Below are 21,401 nucleotides of genomic sequence, written 5' to 3' on the forward strand. Positions count from 1 at the left end.
TCATGAAACCAACAAATAAATTAGTAGCGATCATAGTTGTTTTTCTGGCCACGACGGTTTTTAGCTATGGTCAAACTAGGCAATTAGAAAGAGCAAACAAAAAGTATGATGAATACGAATACATCAATGCTACCGATATTTACTTAAAAGTAGCTGAATCAGGATATCAATCAGAAGAGCTCTACACAAGGCTTAGTAATGCTTTGTATTTTAATTCGAGGTACCGAGAAGCTGCTAAATGGTATAAGAAATTGTATGATTTAAGTAGGGGAGATGTAAGCTCAGATATATTATTAAGGTATTCTCAATCCCTAAAAGCTATTGGCAGGTCACGTCAGGCTGCTAAGATGTATGATGCATTCTTGAAAGAGTCAAAGGTTTTAAATGATGACCTTGCGTCCGCAAAAGATTATCTAGCTATCATAGAAGAGAACTCAAATAGATACAAGATTGATAGCCTTTCTATAAATTCTGACAATATAGACTTTGGGGCGCATATGAGAGATAGTGTCTTGTACTTCTCATCAACCCGAAGTAAGAGAAAAAGTGTTAAAAGGATAGACACCTGGACCAACGAACCGTTTTTAAACATTTATACAGCGACCTATGATATCGAAACGAAAAGCTATGAAGAACCTATTGAATTAAAAGGGGTCATCAATACAAAATATCATGAATCAACGCCAGTACTTACCAAAGATGGCAAGACTATGTACTTTACAAGATCCAACAACTCTAAAAAGTATAATGAAGATAAAAACGCCATTGCCCAACTAAAGATATATAGAGCCACCAAAATTGAAGGAAGATGGACGAATATAGAAGATCTTGCCATTAACGGAGAAACATTTTCGAACGCGCACCCTGTTTTGAGCCCAAAAGAAGATCGACTTTTTTATGTGTCCAATATGGCTGGAGGTTATGGTCAAACTGATTTGTACTACGTGGATATCTTAGCTAATGGTAGTTTAGGAAAACCTATGAATTTAGGTCATAAAGTAAATACAAAAGGTAGAGAGTCCTTTCCTTTTATCACAAGTGATTATGAATTGTATTTCTCTTCAGACGGACATTTTGGATTAGGAGGTTATGATGTTTTTTATTTGGACTATGGGACTAAAGAAAAGCAATTGGTAAATGTAGGAAAGCCGATTAATAGCCCTAGAGACGATTATGCTTTTTCCATAGACAACCTTAGCAAGAAAGGGTTTTTTAGCTCGAATAGAGGGAAGTCTGACGACATATATAGTCTTGTTGAGACCAAGCCTATAAAAGAAATTTTAGAGCAAGAGATACATGGATTGGTTACTGATAAACAGACGAATGTACCAATTACGAATTCAATCGTAACGGTAAACAATCAAGATAATGAAGTAGTGAGTGAGGTAAGAACAGATGAAATAGGAAGGTTTACCGTTTCGGTAAATAGATTTAAAATACATACGTTGTTAGCGCAAAAGAAAGATTATAATCCCGAGAGCATTGTTATAAGCAAAAAAAATGAGAACACAAATGTTCACATTCAACTCGGAAAGAATATTGAAAAAGTTGAAGAAGGCGTAGATATCGCTAAATTATTGAATGTGGTGATCTATTTTGACTTTGACAAATCCGATATACGAGAGGACGCCAAGGTAGAATTAGAAAAGGTATTTGTTGCGTTGAAGCAATACCCGATGATCAAGTTAGATTTAAGAGCGCATACAGATAGTAAAGGCGAGGCAGTTTATAATCAAAGATTATCAGAAAGAAGAGCGCTGGCCGCTATGCAATACCTCTTAAGTAAAGGAATTTCTAAAGATAGGCTAACAGCCAAGGGTTTTGGTGAAAAAGAGTTGACGAATGCATGTAAAGATGGAGTAGTATGCAGTGAACAAGAGCATCAGCAAAATAGAAGAACTGAATTTATAATCGTTGAATAATACGTATGAAAAAACTACAGTATTTGGGGTTTTTAGGATTGATAGGATTTTTGCCTTACTTCTTTGAAGTTCCGAATTATTTGAAATTATGCAAACTATTTTTCTTCTTTTTCTGGTTGGGAAACATAAAATTATTTGAAAAGGAGAGCGAGCGATAGGATCTGAACTTAGAATAAACAAGGTCTATGGTAACCATAAAAAGCCCTTCATTTAGACGAGCTTTTTTAAGTATAGAAGCTTTCAAATATGTAATGTGAGGTTAAAAAATAAGTGCTACTACTAACTTTTGATGGATAATTATTAAATACCTTTATTCAAAATTAATTTAGTGAGGGCGATTATTTTTTATTTTGTGTTGTTGATATCTACTTTTTCAATGGCGCAAAATTCATTTCTAGATAACAAAGTTGCATCCCTGAAAGCCAAGATTGAAAAGGCAGATAAGGGAGAGAAGCTCGTGTTTATGGATAGTTTGTGTTGGTATACCCGAGACAAATTAGACTATAAATATGATTCTATAGTAAAGGGAACTATTGAGTATGCCATCCAATTAGATTCATTAAATCTTGCCATGAGACAGGCAGCTAGACTTGTTTGGTCTTTAAGCAATCGACTAGGTAGACCCGGAGAAGCCAAATTATTTTTCAATGAATTCCAGAATAGAAGATTACCCGTGAAGAATAATCTGGTATTAGCACGATTTTATGTAAATGGAGGAGATAGTTATTATTTTTCAGATGAAGTAGAGAAATCTATTGATATGTATAATATAGCTGCGAATTATGCATTGGTAGGAGGAGATTCTTTGCTGTTTGGAATAACCAAAAAATATACTTCAGATGCCTATTCTAAATTGGGGCACTATTCTGAGTCTTTAAAGTTATTGGAGGAGGTAGAGAACATATATAAGAAAACAAGAGATACGATCCGGTTTTTGAATACGGCAAGTTCTAGAGCAAACCTATATAGTCTCAATGGCTTTTATAAAGAAGCTAAGAAAGAAAGGGATAATGTTATTGAACTTTCTAAAAAGAAATTATACTATCCTGGTTTGTTATCTGCACTATTTAATGCGGCGATAGATGCAGGGAAAATGGGAGAATATAAATCCAGAATTAATTATTTAAATGAAGGACTTACCTATGCTAATGAATCAGAAGAGCTTAGAGATCAGTACGAACCACAATTATTGATAAAGCTGCTTTTAGCATATTCCCAAAACAACGATATTGGTAAGGCCAAGCTTATTTTAAGAAAGATTCAAAAAGACCCAGATCGTTATACAAAAGGGTTGTTTGCTCCTATGTATATGAAGGCATATGCCTATTACAATTTAAGTATAGGGAATGTGTCAAAGGCGTTGAGTTTGGCAAAAATATATGCATTGAGAAAAGCAAATTCGGGGGATGCAGAAAGTATAATGGCTTCCCAAATTTTACTGTACAAAGTGTATGAGAAAATGGGAAGGATAGAAGCTGCATTTACCCATTACAAAGAATACGCTAGAATGGAGGATTCTATATCAAGTGTGCAAAAGGCACAGGCATTATTATACTATCAAACGTTGTATGAGTCCGAGAAGCGAGATGCAAAAATTGCAAATCAGGAATCAGAGATTACCATACTTGACTCTGAGAACAAACTTAAAGCACAATGGATGCTCTTCGGAGGTATTGGACTTTTGGCCATCTTTGTAATTTTTTACCTATTTAGAACAAAGCAATTTGTTAGAGGAAAGCAAAGTTTACAAGCTACATATTCAAGAAACCTGATTAAAGGACAAGAAGAAGAGCGAACTAGATTGGCAAGAGATCTTCATGATAGTGTAGGGCAGAAGCTTATGTTATTAACTAAAAAAGCCAAAGAACATAATAATGACGATATTGATATTCTGGCAGAAAATACACTTGAAGAGCTAAGAAGTATTTCGAAAGGCTTGCATCCGGTTACATTAGAACGAATAGGTATTACAGCGGCAGTTGAATCTATGGTACGAGAAATAGATGCGCATACCGACATATTTTTTACACAAGAAATAGATAATATAGATGGTTTATTACCTAAGAATAATACGTTACATGTATATAGAATTGTTCAGGAATCGCTAAATAATATGGTTAAACATTCAAAGGCAAAATCGGCATCTGTGGCGATTATTAATAACATCGAGACCATAGAGGTTATTATAAAAGATAATGGTATTGGGTTTGATTTTTTAAAGACTTTGCGTACCAATAAAAATTTGGGAATGAAAACTTTAATGGAACGTTCTAAAATAATTGGCGCAAAATTTCGTATTTATACTGAACCCACTCGAGGAACTATTGTCGAATTGATTATTCCAAACAGTATAGCATCATGACCCCAAAAGAAATCTCCATTGTTATAGCAGATGACCATCCATTGTTATTAGATGGTTTGTATAAAGAATTAGATGCCAACGATTTTAATATTGTTGGAAAAGCTGTAGATGGCAAACAAGCATTAGGCCTGATCACTACATATAAGCCAGATCTGGCACTATTAGATATAGATATGCCGATACTTACAGGTTTCGATGTGGTCAAAAGAGCAAAAGAGAAAGGGATGAATACTAAGTTTATAATGCTATCCTATCACAAAGAAGTAGATTATGTAACAAAGGCAAAGGCACTACAAATCAACGGTTACTTATTAAAGGAAGATAGTTTTTTGGAAATTAAAAGATGCATCAGCAGTGTATTAAAAGGTGAAACATATTTCAGCCCATCTTTTGATAACCTGTCCTTACAAAATGCTAGTGAAGAACTGAGAAAGATACAATTCTTAACCCCTTCAGAGGTAACGATTTTAAAGTTGATCGCTAGTCAAATGTCGAATGCGGAAATAGCAGACTCATTATCTGTATCTATTAGAACAATAGAAAAGCATCGAAGCAATATTATTTCAAAGCTAGACATTGATGGAGGTACAAACGCATTGACTAACTGGACCTTGGTAAACAAAAACTTAATCGAAGGGATCACCTAGATTAGGTTTCTTCATTGTAATACACTTTATAAAAGTGCATTTTTCGTTCGTCGTCATACCCTTTTTCAATATGCTCTTTAATCACATCTCCATCCCCAATATCTAATTTAATCTGAATATTCGTATCCAGGTTAATTTGGTTCTTAATTTTTCTCTTTTCCTTTTTTAAGGTATTTCCAGATACATTAAAATGCTCTTCGAGATCCAGATTATTCTCTTTGTTATACTGATGTTTGAACTGAGTATATGAATCCACTACATCAAATGGAGATAACAACTCTTCTTCTAAGAGATCTTTGCTGATACTTTCATGATCATTAAACAATTGGATACCTTGACTTATAAACTCCTTTTGAGCATACGTATCGTTATTTTCTACCAATGTGTTTGAAAAACTGGATAATAGATGTAGATGATGCTTGGTTTGATACGAATCATTCAATACTTCTTCCAGCCCTAAGAAGGATTTCTTCCAATAATTAGCGTCGTAACTATTATTGTCTATAGAAATAACTCTGTAACCATCGGAAACTTCTGTAGGGATGATCAAACACCCTTTATCTATCTTCTGAAGCTTCACTCCTTTAGTAATGGTAAAATCTAAATCGTTATCCTGATGATGAAACTTTAAATAATCTATTTTATTTTCAATTTTAAAAATACCGATAGCATCTGTAGAGATATCATTAAATTGAAACCCTTCAAAATGAATCACAAACAATTCCCCGGTCTTTATTTGGGGGTGATTAGACTTTTCATATAAATGATTCAGGATATGGTTAGAATATTCAATAAAAGAAATCTCCTGATCAAAATACTTTTTACTGTTATCGTATGCGGTATTATAATCCAGGCTCACATGATGTGAAAATTTTAGCAGTTCTAAACTTGACTTTATAGAGCGTAAGAAAAAGGACTTCAATAAAACTTCTTCTTCTTCAGAAAAGACGATTTCTTGCTGTGTACTGTAACTAAGTTCTTGGCTTAATTTATTCCCAACTCTTTGTAAAGTGGCTTTTATGATAGATGCATTTGTCGTTTTTAACATCGCTGATATATAAAATAGGCATGATTAAATCAGGCGCTAAAATAGAAAGTTAAGAAATCATAAGCCTTCCAAATAGAAAGTATTTTTCAACAATATTCAATAGCCTAATATAAAAAACGAATTCGTTTTCCACTTTGAACTATGTAAATGATATGTAAAAGGCAGCGAGACTTATTACATTTTTTTGGTACTTTATTACAACAAACACTACGCTTATTACATTGATGGTTTTAGTACTATGTTTTTATATAGTTAAGGGGAATTTTATATATAAAAGCAAGTGTATGAGTGTTTTATAAAGCATTTCTTACGCCATGTTAAAAGAAAAACTTAAAAACTCCCGAAAAATGAAAACAAATAACTACAAACTAATGCTTATTTGTCTGTTGATGAATAGCGCTATTTGGGGACAGGATTTTACCTTAACCTTCGATACGACAAAAGGATCACCAGGAACTACCATAACTTTACCTATGAATGGTGGCCATTATGATGTAGATATAGATGATGATGGGACTTTTGAATTGACAAACCTTCAGAATACACAGGTCATAGATTTGGGAGGATCGCCGAGATCACAAACTATCCGTATTCGCCCAAATCCTACCAATAATCCTAGTGGTCAATTGGCTATGGCCTATGCTGGTGGCAATGACGGTGTAAAACTGATGAGTATTGATAACTGGGGAACCGCTATTGTTTGGACGTCTATGAATGGCGCTTTCAGTGGTTGTTCTAATATGAACATTGGGGCTTCAGCAGGTGTACCTAATCTAAGTATGGTTACGAGTATGGTCAATATGTTTCGTTTTGCTACTTCAGTAAACCAGGATTTGAGTTCCTGGAATACGAGTACTGTTACCACTATGAATAGTATGTTCGTGGGTGCCTCTGCTTTTAATGGTAATATTAGCAGTTGGAATGTTTCCAATGTAACGAATATGGGTTGGATGTTTAATGGAGCCACTTCCTTTAATCAATCCCTCAATAATTGGGATGTATCAAGTGTAACACTACTGGAAAATATGTTCTTTGGGGCCACTGCCTTTAATGGAGTTATTTCAAATTGGAATACAGAAAATGTTACAGACATGGAAGATATGTTTCGTGATGCAAATGCATTCAATCAGAATATAGGTAGTTGGAACGTTTCCAAAGTAACTGATATGTCCGAAATGTTTTTAAACGCGGATGTATTCAATCAGGATATTGGTAGTTGGAATACAGCTAGTGTAACCACCATGGTAAATATGTTTTTTGGAAATGATTCCTTCGATCAGAATATAGGAAGTTGGAATATAGAGGCAGTAACAAATATGACTCAAATGTTTCAGGGAGCTACTGGTTTTAGTGCAGTAAACTATGATAACTTATTGATTGGTTGGGCAGCTCAAAATGTAAGACCGAGTGTTTCATTTTACGCACCTCCAGTGGAATACTGTTTAGGAGCGTTGGCCAGAACTACCTTAACGGATGCTCCTAATTCTTGGAACATTACTGGAGATGCAGGAGAATGTAGTTTTACCTTAACCTTCGATACCAGAGAAGGTTCAGTAGGGACTTCTATTCAATTGCCCATTAGCGGCGGTGGGTATGACGTGGATACTGATAATGATGGGAATTTTAGCGATGGCGGTTCATTAGTGAATGTTTCAACGCCTCAAACGATTGATTTTGGTAGTGAAGGAATTTATACGATTCGTATTCGACCGAATGTCTCAAACTCAAGCAATCAGTTACGCATCGAATATAACAATGCAAATGATGCAGCAAAATTAACCAGTATCGACAAATGGGGGAATCAAATAGTTTGGACCTCCATGGCGAATGCTTTTTATGGTTGTTCCAATATGAACATTGGAGCTTCAGCGGGTGCGCCCAATCTGAGCATAGTGGCAGATATGAGTTTTATGTTTCGAGGTGCCAGTTCTCTTAATCAGGATCTGAATTCGTGGAATACGAGTAGTGTGACGGATATGGATGGATTGTTCTATGAAGCTACAAGCTTTAATGGGAACATCAGTAATTGGAATACATCATCGGTTACCAGTATGGTCAATTTGTTTAGATCTCTTGGTACATTTAATGGAGATATTAGTAATTGGAATACAGCCAGTGTTACCTCCATGAATAGTATGTTCGTTGGAGCCACTGATTTTAATGGAAACATTGACGGCTGGAACGTTTCTAAAGTAACCAATATGGGTTGGATGTTCTGGGGGGCTACTTCTTTCAACCAATCACTAAATAACTGGAATGTATCGAAGGTGACACTAATGGAGTATATGTTCTCGGGAGCAACTTCCTTTAATCAGAATGTAGGGAATTGGAATATCAGTGCTGTTACAGATATGAATAATATGTTTACGGGAGCCACAGGATTTGGTGCAGGTATCTATGATGCATTATTGATTGGTTGGGCAGCACAATCGGTAAGCCCAAATGTTACTTTCAGGGCACCTCCTACCACCTATTGTAGTGGAGCTTCTGCAAGAGCCACTTTAGTGAGTGCAGGTTGGAGTATTAATGGAGATACTGAATCTTGTCTATTCACCTTAACCTTCAATACGAATCATGGATCTGCAGGAAGAACGATCACACTGCCGATAAGTGGGGGAGCCTATGATGTAGATATTAATAACGATGGAGTGTTTGGAGATACTGATTTTGCGACAACACCGATTTCATTAGATAATTTAACAACTACTACGACAGTTACGTTTGATAGTTCAGGACCAAAGACCATTGGTATACGTCCCAACCCTACCAACAATGCGGGCGGTCAATTACAAATTGCCTATGCCAATGCAAATGATGCAGAAAAATTAACCAGTATCGTTCGGTGGGGAGATGATATTGTTTGGACATCCATGGCGAATGCCTTTTATGGTTGTTCCAATATGAATATTTCCGCTGCGGCAGGTACACCCAATCTAAGCATAGTAAATGATATGAGCAATATGTTTAGAGGTGCTACCACACTTAATCGGGACTTGAATTCATGGAATACATCTGCTGTAACAACAATGAACCATATGTTCTCAGGAGCTACCGTATTTAACGGGGCTATTTCCAATTGGAATGCACAAAGTGTAACAGATATGGGAAGTATGTTCTTAAGTGCAGCCGCTTTTGATCAGAATATAGGTAGTTGGAATGTTTCCAGTGTGACCGATATGAGTAGTATGTTCTCAGGAGCCGGAGTGTTTAATCAAGCCTTGAATTCCTGGAATACACAAAGTGTAACCAATATGGGAAGTATGTTCTTAAGCGCAGCTGCTTTTGATCAGGATATAGGTGGTTGGAATGTTTCCAGTGTGACCGATATGAGTAGTATGTTCTCAGGAGCCGGAGTATTTAATCAAGCCTTGAATTCCTGGAATACACAAAGTGTAACCAATATGGGAAGTATGTTCTTAAGCGCAGCTGCTTTTAATCAGGATATAGGTAGTTGGAATGTTTCGAATGTGACCAGTATGAGTAACATGTTCTCAGGAGCTACGGCATTTAACGGAGCGATTTCCAATTGGAATACATCCAGCGTAACAACGATGCATAATATGTTTCTAAATGCAAGTGCTTTTAATCAAGGTTTAAATTCATGGAATGTGCAAAGTGTAACAACCATGGAGAATATGTTTCAAAATGCTAGCTCCTTTAATCAGGATTTGAATTCCTGGAATACGGCCAATGTAACGATCATACAACAGATGTTTTCCGGAGCTACTGCATTTAATGGAGACATTAGTAATTGGAATACCTCAATAGTGACAAGTATGATCAGTGTTTTTGCAGGAGCAACCGCCTTCAATAGAGATCTAAGCAATTGGAATACAGCTGCCGTAACGAATATGTCTTCAATGTTCTCAGGAGCTACTACATTTGATCAGGGTCTGGGAAGTTGGAATATTGGGGTAGTTTCAAATATGACAGATATGTTTATAGGAGCTACTAGTTTTAGTAAAAAAAATTATGATGACTTATTGATTGGCTGGGCCGCACAAACGGTACAGCAAAATGTTCCATTCAGGGCACCTCCAACAGATTATTGCAGAGGAGCGGTTGCCAGAACTACGTTAACCAATGCAAACTGGAACATTACGGGGGATAGCAGTTTCCTTTGTATTGATTTGAGATTAACTTATAATACAAATCATGACTCTTCAGGTACTAAGATCACTATACCGCTTACAGTCGGTGCTTATGATGTAGATACTGATGATGATGGGGTTTTTGATATGATAAATTTGTCTGGTAGTCAGGAAATAGACCTGCTTGGCTCCCCTAGAGTACAAACGATTCGTATTCGACCGAATTTTACAAATAATCCGAATGGCAGGCTAAGATTTGTGCATAAAGGCGCAAAAGATCCAGGGAAATTAAATTGGATTGAGAGCTGGGGAGATAATATTGAGTGGACCTCAATGGAGGATGCATTTTTTGGATGTAATAAATTGATCATTAAACCAGCAGCAGGAGCTCCTGACCTAAGCTCGGTTACGAACATGAGGGCTATGTTTGAAGGCTGTCTCAGTATTAATGATGACATAACTAGTTGGAATGTATCAACTGTAACAAACATGGAGAATATGTTTGCAAGTACTAGAAATTTTAACCAATCATTAAATGGATGGGATGTATCCAATGTAACGAACATGAGGGGAATGTTCTCAGACACTAGAGATTTTAATGCAGATATTAGCGCTTGGAATGTCTCTAATGTAGCGAACATGTCGGCAATGTTTATCAGAAGCCAATCTTTTAATCAAGACATAAGCGGTTGGAATGTCTCTAATGTAACCACTATGGAAGGCATGTTTGAACAGGCGAGTGCTTTTAATCAAAATTTGAATTCCTGGAACACGTCTAAGGTGACTACAATGAGTAAAATGTTCTTGAATGCAACCGCATTTAACGGAGCTGTCTCTAATTGGAATACTTCTAGTGTAACGGATATGTCGGTTATGTTTTCGGGAATAGCTTCTTTTAATCAAAATTTAAATTCTTGGAATGTTTCAGCAGTCACCAATATGAGCAATATGTTCCAGAATTCAGGAGCATTTAATGGTACATTGAGTAGTTGGGATGTTTCTGGAGTTACAAGCATGGACTATATGTTCCATAATGCATCAAGCTTCAATCAAAATATAGGTAGTTGGAATACCTCAATAGTGACAAGTATGATCAGTGTTTTTGCAGGAGCAGCTTCCTTTAATCAGGATATTGGTAATTGGAATACAGCGAATGTAACTACCATGGGATATATGTTTCAAAATGCACAAGCTTTTAATAAAGATATCGGAAGATGGAATATCGAAAAAGTAACTAATATGCAATACATGTTTCATAATGCATTTGTCTTTAATCAGGATATAGGTGGTTGGAATATTAGTGCTGTAACAGATATGACAAATATGTTCGCGGCAACATCAGGTATGAGCACAGCAAACTATGATGCATTATTAATTGGCTGGGCTGCTCAATCCGTACAATCGGGAATTTCATTTTTGGCTCCTCAAGTAAATTATTGTTCAGGAGCAGCCGCCAGAGGTATTTTAACAGGTACGCACGGATGGTCTATTAATGGAGACTTAGCCGTGACTTCTTGCTCGGATCTAGTGTTGCGATTCGATACGACGCAAGGGGCAGGAGGCACCACCATACAATTACCTATTAGCGGAGGTGGGTATGATGTAGATATAGATAATGACGGTGATTATAGTGATAACGGTTCATTAGTAAATGTTTCAACGACTCAAACAATTGACTTTGGTAGTGCAGGGAACTATACCATTCGTATTCGTCCCAATACATCTAACACCAACAATCACTTACGCATCGAATATAATAATGCCAATGATGCAGCAAAATTAACCAGTATTGATAGATGGGGAGATCACATTGTTTGGACGTCTATGGCAAATGCTTTTTATGGTTGTTCCAACATGAATATTACCTCTGTAGCCGGTACGCCCAATCTAAGTATAGTAACCGATATGAGCAATATGTTCTATGATGCCAGTTTATTTAATCGGGATTTGAATTCCTGGAATATGTCGAATGTAACAAACATGAACTCTATGTTCCGAAACGCGAGTTCTTTTAATCAGGATTTGAATTCATGGAATACAAGTAGTGTGACAGATATGGCTGGATTATTTATTGACGCAACCAGCTTTAATGGTAATATCAGTACTTGGAATACGTCGTCGGTAACCAGTATGGTCAACACATTCAGATTTGCTACTGCATTTAATCAGGATTTGAATTCTTGGAATACCGCTAGTGTGACCTCCATGAATAGTATGTTCGTTGGGGCCGCTGCTTTTAATGGAGCTATTGATGGTTGGAACGTTTCGAAGGTTACGAATATGGGTTGGATGTTCCAGAATGCTACAGCCTTTAATCAACCTCTGAATAGTTGGAATGTATCGAAGGTCACATTGATGGAGTATATGTTCTCAGGAGCGATAGCTTTCGATCAAAACGTTGGTAATTGGAATGTAAGTGCAGTAGCTAACATGAACAATATGTTTGCAGGCACAACTAACTTTAGTCAGGCAAATTACGATAATTTATTAACAGGCTGGTCTTCAAGACCGGTAGTAAGTAGCATAACATTTACGGCTCCTCCAATCTCCTATTGTAATGGAGAAGCAGGACTGAATATTCTTACCAACGCTACGAATAACTGGACCGTTAATAATAACCAGGGAAAAAGTTGTCTGGTCTTATTAAATACCAAGATCTTTTTGCATGGCGCATACGAATCATCTTCTAATATGATGCGTGCTTCCTTAGGGTCTACGTATTTACCTACTACTACACAGTATTCAGATGCTGCTACAGCTAATGTATCTGTTTTTAACGTTACAGGGAATAAGGCCATTGTAGATTGGGTATGGGTGGAATTACGAGATAAGAATGACATCACTACGGTTTTACATGGTATTTCAGGACTATTGCAACGAGATGGAAACATCGTAGGCACGGATGGTACATCTGCATTGACGATTACTGCAGGACAAGATGATTACTATGTATCGGTAAAGCATAGAAATCATATTCCAATTGCTACTGACGCAGTCGTTAGCTTAAGTAATGTGGTTTCTACTGTAGATTTAACAATAGGCGCTAATGTAAGAGGAGGAGCTAATTTCATGCAGGATATAGGAGAAGGGAAGCATGCAACCTTTGGTGGAGATTTGAATGGAGATGGTCAAATCAATACAACTGACCTAATATTAGGCTTTGCATCCCTAGGTCTTCCCGGTTATTTAATTCGTGATCTCGATTTGAATGGTCAAACACAAACTTCCGACATGATCAATGTGTTGGTCAAAGGATTAGGAAAGGGTAAACAATTTTAGGAAAAGGGATACAGTTTTAACGGGGTTGGTTTAACACCAGTATAGTACATGATACATGTAATATACTGGTGTTTTTATGTAATAGTTAAATAAATGCGTTTTGTGTATAAAATTGCGTTTTTTGTTAGTTTTTCCTCAATAATTTAATATAAAAAGTATAAAAAATATATCAAAACAGACCGTTTTGTTACGATTTTATAATTAATTGTAACAATAAAAACACATTGTATTACATAAGTATTGTTTCCTATAGGGTTTGGAATAAATAACTGGGAACTTTGTTAGAAAGGGTGGAGAAATGGTCATTTTAGATGAGATATACTACTCTTCCCTTTGAAAAGAGTAACGACATAATCCCCTCTAAAATGAGAAAAAACAAATGCTTATTTATCCTTGTTTTCCTGTTTGTGAATGGTACTATTTGGGGACAAGAATTAACACTAACTTTTGATACATCAAAAGGTACCGCAGGAACATCATTTATTCTGCCAATGAGTGCTGGGACCTATGATGTCGATACAGATAATAATGGCAGTTTCGACCTGCTTGATCAATCAAATACAATAACGATCAACATAGGTGGGTTTATACCGGGAATCCGAACCATTCGTATTCGACCTAATGCTACGACAAACTCGACTGGTGTTTTGCGTATTGCATATGCTGATGCCAATGACGCGGAAAAACTGGTAAGTATAGATAATTGGGGAACATCCATTGTTTGGACCTCTATGGCTAATGCCTTTGAGGGCTGTTCTAATTTGACCATCAGCCCTTCAGCCGGAGTTCCGAATCTAAGTTTAGTGACCTTAATGAACCGTATGTTTGCTGGAGCGAGTAGTTTAAACAGCGATCTGAGTAGTTGGAATACATCTACAGTGACCAATATGGCTTCGTTATTTGTAGGGGCTACAGCTTTTAATGGCAATGTAAGTACCTGGAACACTTCGAATGTAACGAACATGATCGGAATGTTTTCTGAGACGAATTTTAATCAACCACTAGATAGCTGGGATGTTTCAAAAGTGACACATTTTGGTTGGATGTTTTATAAAAACCCGGCCTTTAACCAGAACTTGAATTCCTGGAATACCTCTAGTGCAACGATCATGACCGCGATGTTTGAAGAAGCACCGGTATTTAATGGAAATATCAGTACCTGGAATACAGCTAGTGTTACTAGTATGCGCTCGATGTTCAGTCAGGCTTCTGCTTTTGATCAACCTTTAAATAGTTGGAATGTGGGAAATGTTACTGATATGTCCTATATGCTTCGACAGACCGCTGCTTTTAATCAAGATCTAAACTCCTGGAATGTGTCCAGTGTCACAGAGATGATATCGATGTTTGGCAATGCCACAGTATTTAATGGGAATATAGGAGGTTGGAACACGAGCAATGTTACAAACATGTCCTATATGTTTGCCGGTGCTGTGGCTTTTAATCAGAACATAGGAGGTTGGAATACGAGTAATATCACAACCATGTCCAATATGTTTTCCAATGCGATTGCATTTAATCAGGATTTGAACACTTGGAATGTTTCGAAGGTTACCAATATGAACTATATGTTTAATCAAGCAAGTGCTTTTAATGGTAATGTAAGTACTTGGAACACATCGAGTGTAACAGGAATGGCTGCTATGTTTCGTTTAACTCCTGTGTTCAATCAAAATATTGGTTCTTGGAACGTATCCAATGTTACCTTAATGAATTCGATGTTTAGCGACGCTACAGTGTTTAATCAAGACCTAAGTAGTTGGAATGTTTCTAAAGTAACGGCGATGAATAATATATTTCAGAAGGCAAGTGCCTTTAATGGGAATATTAGTAGCTGGAATACATCGAGCATAGTAGGTAATATGGGCTATATGTTCAACGATGCAACGGCTTTTAATCAAGATCTAAGTGGTTGGAACGTCTCAGGAGCAACGGGAATGATTGCCATGTTTGCAGGTGCTACTAACTTTAACGGAAATATTGGCACCTGGGATACCGGAAGTGTCACCAATATGACTTCGATGTTCGGTAATGCCACATCTTTTAATGGAGATATTAGTAGTTGGAATACTTCAAGTGTAACGGTAATGCCGTACATGTTTGCAGGAGCTACAGCATTTAATCAGGATATGGGCAGTTGGAATATAGAAGCGGTTACAGATATGACTGGCTTACTGGCTAGTACAACCAATTTTAGTACAGAGAACTACGATAAATTATTGACAGGCTGGGTAGCTCAAACAGTGCAACCTGGTGTTACTTTTGGAGCCGCGCCAACGAGTTACTGTGACGGCGTTACGGCAAGAAATACGCTAACAGGTTCACCTAACAATTGGGTAATTTCCGGAGATACAGGACTATCTTGTCCGGATCTGGTACTTACATTCAATACAGAAATGGACGATCCCGCGAGCACAGAGATTGTTCTACCTATCATTGTTGGTGCTTATGATGTAGATATTGATAATGATGGAGATTATACAGATGCCGGTACACTACTAAATGTGACAGGAACCCAAACGATTGATTTTGGATCCACAGGAAATAAGACCATTAGAGTTCGCCCAAATAGTACGAATACCACCAAGCAGTTGAGAATAGCATATGCTACAGGTGCCGGTAGAAAAAAACTACTCGGCATTGATAGTTGGGGCACTGAAATTGTATGGACTTCCATGGAAAATGCATTTTGGGGATGCTCAAATATGAACATAGCAGCCGATGCCGGAGTGCCAAATTTGAGTATGGTGACCAGTATGAGCTTTATGTTTACGGCGGCAAGTACGTTTAATCAAGACATTAGTGCATGGAACGTATCGAATGTAACGAATATGCATGGAGTTTTTATAAGTGCAACATCTTTTAATCAAGATTTGAATGCATGGGATGTTTCTAATGTCACTACTATGAAAGCCATGTTTTCGAATGCCAGTATGTTTAATCAAAATTTAAATTCCTGGGATGTCTCTAATGTAACGAACATGAACAACATGTTTCAAGTGGCTAGTGCTTTTAATGGGAATATTAGCTCGTGGAACACGGCTAAGGTAACCAACATGGAAGGAATGCTGGCAAATACCTCATTTAATCAGGATATAAGCTCCTGGAACGTTTCTGTAGTAACAGATATGGGAAGAATGTTTCAGGCTACACCTTTTAATCAAGACATTAGCAGTTGGAATATTGAAGCAGTTACCAGTATGAATTCCATGTTTGCAAATGCAACGGGTTTTTCATCAGACAATTATGATACATTATTGACTAGTTGGTCAGGGTTGTCACTACAGCCAGGAGTCACTTTTCAAGCGCCTCCAAAAACCTATTGTAGTGGTGCAGATGGGAGAATTGATCTGGTTTCCAATCACAATTGGACCATTACTGGAGATTTAGGGCAGTCATGTCCGGAAATGATACTAACATTCAATACGGAATTGGGAGATGCTGGCAATACAACTATTATCTTACCCATAAGCGAGGGTACTTATGATGTAGATATCAATAATGATGGAATCTATGGAGATACCGATTCTGCACCAACACCACTTTTCTTGGATAATTTAACAGGAACACAAACAATTACGTTCGCTAGTGCTGGTGTATATACCATTCGTATTCGCACGAACAGTAGCAATACCAACAATCAATTGCGTATTTTCTATAACGGAAGCAATCAATCTCAAAAACTAACCAGTATCGACAAATGGGGAGAAAGTATTGTCTGGACATCCATGCATGGTGCATTTTACAACTGTAGTAACCTTAACATTTCTCCGAGCGCAGGAACACCGGATCTGAGTATGGTTACCGATATGTCTGTAATGTTCTACGGTACCGCTTCTTTGAATCAGGATATTAGTCATTGGGATGTTTCCAATATAACAAATATGAGTTTTATGTTCTATAATGCTAGTTCATTTAATCAACCGTTGAATGCTTGGAATGTTTCTAGCGTTACAAATATGTCATACATGTTTTGGAGAGCTACATCGTTTAACCAACCATTAAATTCCTGGAATACGGCCAATGTAACCGACATGTTCAGTATGTTTAGACAGGCCACTTCTTTCAATGGAAACATTGGTTCCTGGAATGTTGCAGGTGTGACCAGAATGAGCAATATGTTCAATGAAGCTACCGCATTTAATCAAAATATTAATACCTGGAGTACCTCCAATGTAACGAATATGACTTCTATATTTGAAGGAGCTACTTCTTTTAATCAACCATTGGACTCCTGGAACACTTCAAAAGTGAAATTTATGACTTCTATGTTTTTAGGAGCCACATCCTTTAATCAAAATTTGGATAACTGGAATACGGTAACAGTAACAGTTATGACAAATATGTTTAGTAGTGCAACTGCTTTTAACGGAAATATAAGTACCTGGAATGTTTCGAATGTTATTAGCACGGCATCTATGTTCGCAAATGCCAGCGCTTTTAATGGTGATGTCAGTGGTTGGAATATTATGAATGTAACGTATATGCCGAGTATGTTCCAAAATGCCACTTCCTTTAATCAGAATCTTAATGCATGGGACGTTTCTAAGGTTACCAGTATGAATAATATGTTTGATGGCGCTGTGTTATTTAATCAGGATATTTCGAATTGGAATGTATCAAACGTAACTGAAATGGATGCTATGTTTACAAGTGCTCTTCGTTTTAGTTCTGTGAATTACGATGCTTTATTAACTGCGTGGTCTGGACTCAGTGTAAAAAGTTCCGTTACTTTTGGTGCCCCACCAACAACATTTTGCAATGGTCAGGCAGGAAGAAATGCATTAAGTGCAGCCGGATGGACCATTTCAGGAGACTCAGGAACTGCCTCTTGTAAAGACTTTACATTGACTTTCGATACACGAATCAGCTCGGATACCGATACTTTTTACCTACCTCTTTTTAACGGGAATTATGATGTGGATATAGATAACGACGGTATTTATGGAGATAAAGACAATAGCGGAAAAGTGCTTACTAATTTATCCGGAGCGCATTATATAGATGTATCCACTCCGGGAGATTATACGGTACGGATTCGCCCGAATACTAGCAATAGTAGTAAACAAATGCAGGTGTATTTTAACAACATCAACGTACATGCTTTAAAATTGACGCGTATAGACCATTGGGGGGATGCCATTGTGTGGATCTCCATGTTAAATGCTTTTTATGGATGTGAGAATATGAACATAGCAGCAAATGCTGGTGCTCCAAATTTAAGTATGGTAACCAATATGCAAGGTATGTTTCGTGAAGCTAGGGTGATAAATCAAGATCTAAATTCATGGAATGTATCCACTGTAACCAATATGTTTGCCTTATTCGGGGCTGCTAATGCTTTTAATGGAAATATCAGTAATTGGGATGTGTCTAGTGTAACAAATATGGGGTTTGTTTTTTCCAATGCGCATACTTTTAATCAGGATATCAGTAATTGGAATGTATCAGCAGCAACGCATATGTATGGAATGTTCAATATAGCCTCTTCATTTAATCAAGACATTAGTAATTGGAATGTGACCAATGTAGATAATATGGCGAATATGTTTAATAGCGCAACTAGTTTTTCTTCAGATAATTATGATAGATTATTGTTAGGGTGGGCGGCTTTAGGATCATCATCAAATCGTAATTTTATGGCTCCACCGACCACCTATTGCGCAGGAAGTGCTGCAAGAGTAACCCTGCAAGGGTATGGTTGGAGTTTTTCCGGAGATCAGGGAGAGTCTTGTGCAAATGATTTTACAATTACGGTGAATACAGAAGCGGGAGATCCAGGAAATAGAACCATCGTCTTACCAATAAGTGACGGTACCTATGACGTAGATATTAATAATGATAATTTATATGGCGATTCCGATTTTGCCACCACACCTTTAAGTTTAGATGGCTTGACGGGCACACAAACCATTACTTTTGAAAACCCGGGAATATATACTATACGTATTCGACCCAATGCGGGAAATACAAGCAATCAATTACGAATTGCCTATGCGAATGGTAATAGTGCACAGAAATTGACAACCATTAATAGTTGGGGAAATCATATCGTGTGGACTTCGATGGAGCAAGCTTTTCAAGGTTGTTCTAATATGAATATAGATGCTGCAGCCGGAGCTCCTCTGTTAATTAATGTGAGCAACGTGTCGCAGATGTTTAATGGAGCCACTTCTATCAATCAGAATCTAAATGCTTGGGATGTTTCTAAAGTAACCAATATGACCGGTATGTTTTCCGGTGCTACCGTATTTAATGGAAATATAAGTACTTGGAATACAAGTAATGTTGCCAACATGGAGTCCATGTTTATGAATGCGGCTGCATTTAACGGAGATATTGGTGTGTGGAACACAAGCCAAGTTACGAATATGAAACAAATGTTTTTCGGAGCAATTACTTTTAATAAGAACCTAAATTCCTGGAATGTTTCCCAGGTAACTATTATAGAATCTCTGTTTGCAAACGCTTCTGCTTTTGATCAACCCTTAGATTCCTGGAACGTTTCCAATGTAACTAGTTTTTTCGAACTGTTCCAGGGAGCTACAATGTTCAATCAATCACTGAATTCCTGGAATGTTTCTAAAGTAACCAATATGACACGTACATTTAATAATGCTGTGGCATTCAATGGGAATATTAGTAGTTGGAATGTGGCTAACGTTACCAATATGCAAGAGTTATTTAGAGGAGCCACTGCTTTTCATCAGGATCTTAATACCTGGAATACTGGAAAAGTTTTAAATATGTCCGGAATGTTTCAAGATGCTACTTCCTTTAATGGAAATATTGCTAACTGGAATGTAAGTACTGTTTTCAACATGTCTTTCCTATTTGCAGGAGCTACTGCTTTTAATGGAGATTTAAGTCTCTGGTCCACAGTCAATGCAAACAACATGGAAAGCATGTTTAATGGCGCAACAGCATACAATCAAGATCTGAGTTCATTGATTATTTCTAGCGTAACCAATCTGACGGATTTCCTTACTGGAGCTACTAGCTTTAATAGTGATCTGTATGATACGTTATTATTGAACTGGGTGGGACAGTCGTTACAATCAGGTGTTACTTTTGGTGCTCCACCGGTAAGTTATTGTGCAGGTTCCTCCAGTAGAGCCAGCTTGATAGGTTCTCCGAATAATTGGATCATCAATGGAGATTTGGGTGAAGGTTGCCCTCAGACCAGTGTGGTCCTAAATATTAAATTATTCCTTCATGGCCCTTATGAATCGGCTTCAAGTATGATGCAAGCTTCTTTAGGATCGACACATTTGCCTACCAACACCCCGCATACTGATGGTGCGACAGCAAACTCAGCTGTTTTTGATGTTACCGGAAACGATGCTATTGTAGATTGGGTGTGGATAGAGTTACGAGATAAGAACGACATCACATCGGTGTTACATAGTATTTCCGGTCTATTGCAACGTGATGGAGATATTGTGGCTACCGATGGCGTATCGCCATTAAGTATTGTAGCGGATGCAGATGCCTACTATATAGTAGTTGATCATAGAAGTCATCTCCCTATAGCTTCGGATGCTACTTATAGTTTAAGTAGCACGGCAACCAGTATAGATCTAACAGTGAGTACCAATGTTAGAGGTGGAGCTAATTTTATGAATGATATAGGTGGAGGAAAGCACGCAACTTTTGGCGGAGATTTGAATGGAGATGGGCAAATCAATACAGCTGATCTCATATTAGGCTTTGCATCCATAGGTCTTCCGGGATATTTAATTCGTGATCTCGATTTGAACGGTCAAACCCAAACAGCAGATATGATCAATGTGTTGGTGAAAGGATTAGGAAAAGGGAAACAATTTTAGCAAAAGAATGGAGTGTAAGCAAACATGTAGTCGTGTAATTCAATCGCACTACATGTTCCTAGACATAAATTTGACGAAATGCATACAGATGTTTCCTCTTTTTTAGAAAGATATATCCATACGTAAATACCTTGTTTTTAAATTTTTGCAATGTCTATTACCAAAAAATAGCCGCATGTTACATAATGACTCTCTATGCCTTATAATTGAAATAAAAATTTGA

Annotated in this window: 6 protein-coding genes; 5 read left to right on the forward strand and 1 reads right to left on the reverse strand. The window is 37.3% G+C overall.

Going from position 1 to position 21,401, the window contains the following annotated elements:
- Positions 1–2 precede the first annotated feature (2 nt).
- From RQM59_RS04315 to RQM59_RS04325, 3 genes are all read left to right on the forward strand, one after another.
- The gene (locus RQM59_RS04315; protein ID WP_349240849.1) at positions 3–1,922 is read left to right on the forward strand and encodes an OmpA family protein; all 1,920 of its coding nucleotides are present in this window, start codon (positions 3–5) and stop codon (positions 1,920–1,922) included.
- 376 nt (positions 1,923–2,298) lie between these two features.
- Complete coding sequence (locus tag RQM59_RS04320; protein ID WP_349240850.1) at positions 2,299–4,284, forward strand: tetratricopeptide repeat-containing sensor histidine kinase; 1,986 nt, start codon at positions 2,299–2,301, stop codon at positions 4,282–4,284.
- Positions 4,281–4,931 (forward strand): response regulator, encoded by a 651-nt coding sequence (locus RQM59_RS04325; RefSeq protein ID WP_349240851.1) that lies wholly within the window; start codon positions 4,281–4,283, stop codon positions 4,929–4,931. Before RQM59_RS04320 ends, RQM59_RS04325 begins: the two co-directional genes overlap by 4 nt.
- Position 4,932: 1 nt before the next feature.
- Here RQM59_RS04325 and RQM59_RS04330 read toward each other — a convergent pair whose 3' ends face one another.
- The gene (locus RQM59_RS04330; protein ID WP_349240852.1) at positions 4,933–5,979 is read right to left on the reverse strand and encodes a nucleoid-associated protein; all 1,047 of its coding nucleotides are present in this window, start codon (positions 5,977–5,979) and stop codon (positions 4,933–4,935) included.
- A gap of 347 nt (positions 5,980–6,326) precedes the next feature.
- On the opposite strand from RQM59_RS04330, the gene RQM59_RS04335 reads away from it, so the two are divergent.
- Entirely contained in the window at positions 6,327–13,349 is a 7,023-nt protein-coding gene (locus RQM59_RS04335; protein ID WP_349240853.1) for a BspA family leucine-rich repeat surface protein, read from the forward strand.
- A 365-nt stretch (positions 13,350–13,714) separates the two neighbouring features.
- A complete protein-coding gene (locus RQM59_RS04340; RefSeq protein ID WP_349240854.1) occupies positions 13,715–21,178 on the forward strand; it encodes a BspA family leucine-rich repeat surface protein in 7,464 nt (2,487 codons plus the stop codon).
- Positions 21,179–21,401: the final 223 nt, after the last annotated feature.

It is taken from the genome of Asprobacillus argus (assembly GCF_032248395.1).
GTDB lineage: Bacteria > Bacteroidota > Bacteroidia > Flavobacteriales > Flavobacteriaceae > Polaribacter > Polaribacter argus.

What these genes read in the sequence shown, in the direction of transcription:
- RQM59_RS04315 (WP_349240849.1), top strand. Translation starts at nt 3, where the DNA reads ATGAAACCAACAAATAAATTAGTAGCGATCATAGTTGTTTTTCTGGCC.
- RQM59_RS04320 (WP_349240850.1), top strand. Translation starts at nt 2,299, where the DNA reads ATGGCGCAAAATTCATTTCTAGATAACAAAGTTGCATCCCTGAAAGCC.
- RQM59_RS04325 (WP_349240851.1), top strand. Translation starts at nt 4,281, where the DNA reads ATGACCCCAAAAGAAATCTCCATTGTTATAGCAGATGACCATCCATTG.
- RQM59_RS04330 (WP_349240852.1), bottom strand. Translation starts at nt 5,979, where the DNA reads ATGTTAAAAACGACAAATGCATCTATCATAAAAGCCACTTTACAAAGA.
- RQM59_RS04335 (WP_349240853.1), top strand. Translation starts at nt 6,327, where the DNA reads ATGAAAACAAATAACTACAAACTAATGCTTATTTGTCTGTTGATGAAT.
- RQM59_RS04340 (WP_349240854.1), top strand. Translation starts at nt 13,715, where the DNA reads ATGAGAAAAAACAAATGCTTATTTATCCTTGTTTTCCTGTTTGTGAAT.